This is a genomic window from Hyella patelloides LEGE 07179 (assembly GCF_900659865.1).
Taxonomy (GTDB): domain Bacteria; phylum Cyanobacteriota; class Cyanobacteriia; order Cyanobacteriales; family Xenococcaceae; genus Hyella; species Hyella patelloides.
In genome coordinates this window covers 1-2,889 of the sequence record NZ_LR214222.1, presented here as the reverse complement: position 1 = coordinate 2,889, position 2,889 = coordinate 1, and the positions used below count along the sequence as shown (strand labels likewise).

Genomic DNA, 2,889 nt, shown 5'->3' with positions numbered 1-2,889 from the left:
CACCATTATATCCACATGAGCAAAAATCGAAAAGATGTAAGATTTTCGGAAGCTGGATGAAAAGAAATTTTCACGTCCAGATTTCACAGAGAGGGGCGAGAGATAATACTCTCCCTCGACTCTACCAGCTTAGAGGAAAAGAATCTCAGTTTCGAGCAGTAGACGAAGCTATTCGTACAGTCCAATTTGTACGGAATAAATGTCTTCGATACTGGGAAGATAATAGAGGGGCGGGACAAAAAGATATCTACAAACACGTAACTGCTTTAAGAACAGAATTCTCTTTTGTCAAAGACCTTAACTCTACTGCTTGTCAGCAAGCTTGCGAACGAACTTGGACTGCTATTTTGGCGTTCTATACCAACTGCAAGAAACAGATACCAGGGAAAAAAGGATACCCTAAATACTCCAAACGCACTCGTTCAGTTGAATTCAAGAAATCAGGCTGGAAACTAAATCGCGATACCAAAAGAATTACTTTCACCGATGGCAAAAATATTGGTGAATTAAAACTTATTGGCAGTAGAGATTTGTACTATTTCCAAGAATGGCAAATTCAACGAGTAAGAATCGTTAGGAGGGCGGATGGATATTTTGTTCAGTTGATACTTAAACTCGATTCGAGAGATATAACGCCACAGCTAGAGCCTACTAAAAAATGTGTAGCTATAGATGTAGGCTTGAAATATTTCTATTGTGATAGTAATGGTCAAACAGTTGAATGTTCTAAATACTATCGCAAATCGGAAAAGCGTTTAAATAAACTCAATAGAAGAAAAAGTAGAAAGTTTAAAAAGCGCACCGCCCAGGGCGAGGTTTCCTCACCATGTGGACGGAGCAAGAAGGGACAGAAGCAGTCCAATAACTACATCAAAGCTAGAAAAAGATACGCCAAGAGACATTTAAAAGTAAGTAGACAGCGAGAAGAGTTTGCTAAAGAGAAAGCACTCCGTTTAATACAGTCAAACGACTTAGTAGCCTATGAAGATTTAAAGGTTAAAAATCTTGTACGTAATCAGAAACTAGCAAAAAGTATCAATGACGCTGCTTGGTCGCAACTAAGGAAATGGATTGAGTATTTTGGGTTAAAGTATGGAAGGCGAACAATCGCCGTCCCGCCCCACTACACTACATCCGATTGTCCTAGTTGTGGTAAACGAGTGAAAAAATCTCTTTCTACTCGCACTCATGTTTGTGATTGTGGGATTCCAGTTCTAGATCGCGATTATGCAGCTTCATTGAATATTTTAAAGAAAGCTACTTCAGGGCATGGAGGAAGCTGGTCTAATGAAATGTTAGACCTAAACGCTTGGGGAGATTCGACCTCTATTCTGATTGGTAGCAATACCTGTCAGAGTAAGTTAAATCATTGAACCAAGATTCCAACGTGCTTCAGCCGTTGGAGTGTCAAAAAATCAAATTCCTAAAGTGAGCGGATTGTGTTATTGATCATAAGAAAGGCAAACTAACGATCTGATGACTGCTTCTAATACTTCCATCGCTTTCAATTCAACTCCAAAAACTTGGCATTGGCAAGGTTTCCCTATTGCTTATCAAAGCTGTGGTGATAGTGGTGCTGCGGTGGTATTGGTACATGGTTTTGGTGCATCTTGGGGACATTGGCGCAAAAATTTACCCGTGTTGGGAGAATCTTGTCGTTGCTACGCAATAGATTTAATTGGCTTTGGTGCTTCTGCAAAACCCACACCAGGAGAAGAGATTAACTATACTTTTGAAACTTGGAGTAAGTTAGTCGCCGATTTTTGTCGCGAAGTTGTAGGAGAGTCAGCTTTTTTAGTGGGTAACTCGATAGGTTGTGTGGTGGTGATGCAAACCGCAGTAGACTATCCTGAAATGGTAAAAGGTATTGCTGCAATTAACTGTTCTCTAAGGTTGCTACATGATCGCAAACGGGCTGAGTTACCTTGGTATCGTAGTGTGGGTGCTGACTTTGTGCAACAGTTACTAGCAAATAAAGCTATTGGTAATTTATTTTTTAGCCAGATAGCTAAACCCAAAGTAGTCAAAAACATCTTATTACAAGCTTATCGTCGTCCTGAAGCTGTTAGCGATGAGTTGATTGATATTTTGATGACACCTGCTAAAGAGGAAGGTGCAGCCGATGTTTTCTGTGCTTTTACTCGCTATTCTCAAGGTCCTTTACCAGAAGATTTGTTACCCTTATTGCAGTGTCCCACTATCTTATTATGGGGTACAGAAGACCCCTGGGAGCCTGTAGCTATGGGTAGAGAATTAGCACAAATATCCACTGTAAATGATTTTATTCCCTTAGAGGGTTTAGGACATTGTCCTCAAGACGAAGCACCAGAGATAGTAAATCCTATTTTGCAACAATGGATAGAAGAGCTAGTTAATTAAAAGCTCCTCCCTCCCTATGGGAACGCGAACCAAGACTTTGTGTGATATCTAATCTTGATGTCATCATAAGAATAGCTGAAATACACTTAGATTATGCTTCCATACGAGTTTACATTTCAGCCTTTCTTTTCTCTCCAAATTTTTGTTGAACTGACTATAGTACGTACAAGAGAACGCGATCGCTGTCACTATAAGTTTGGTTCAACACTCAACACTGAAGCCTAGAGAAGTCAAAAGTTTCATTAGTTAGGGTTTGCTGAATAACTTGACAACCTTGAGCAAATAAAGGTTACAAGGATTTTGGGCGCAGCAAAAAGTTAAGTAAAAATGGCGAAAAACCCCTAAAATTGGTAAAAGACCCTTGCACTTATCTCAGCAAGAACAAATGTACCGTAAAACTAGCCAGTCGGAGCTTACCCCAGAAAATTTTGAATTACCCTTTGAAAGTAAGTTGTCATCAGAAAACCGATGGGTAATTATGGCAGAGTTAATTCCTTGGTCAGATTTTGA

At 39.7% G+C, this 2,889-nt stretch carries 3 protein-coding genes; all 3 read left to right on the top strand.

Annotated features, from left to right (window positions below; all coding sequences use genetic code 11):
* Positions 1-56: 56 nt before the first annotated feature.
* Positions 57-1,373: an RNA-guided endonuclease InsQ/TnpB family protein gene (locus tag H1P_RS32445; protein ID WP_246142051.1), complete on the top strand. Its 1,317-nt coding sequence runs from the start codon at positions 57-59 to the stop codon at positions 1,371-1,373.
* 103 nt (positions 1,374-1,476) lie between these two features.
* Positions 1,477-2,379, top strand: coding sequence for an alpha/beta fold hydrolase (locus tag H1P_RS32440; protein WP_144875474.1), 903 nt, complete (start codon positions 1,477-1,479; stop codon positions 2,377-2,379).
* A 93-nt stretch (positions 2,380-2,472) separates the two neighbouring features.
* Positions 2,473-2,604, top strand: a complete 132-nt coding sequence (locus H1P_RS39140; RefSeq protein WP_281291277.1) for a hypothetical protein — start codon at positions 2,473-2,475, stop codon at positions 2,602-2,604.
* Positions 2,605-2,889 lie beyond the last annotated feature (285 nt).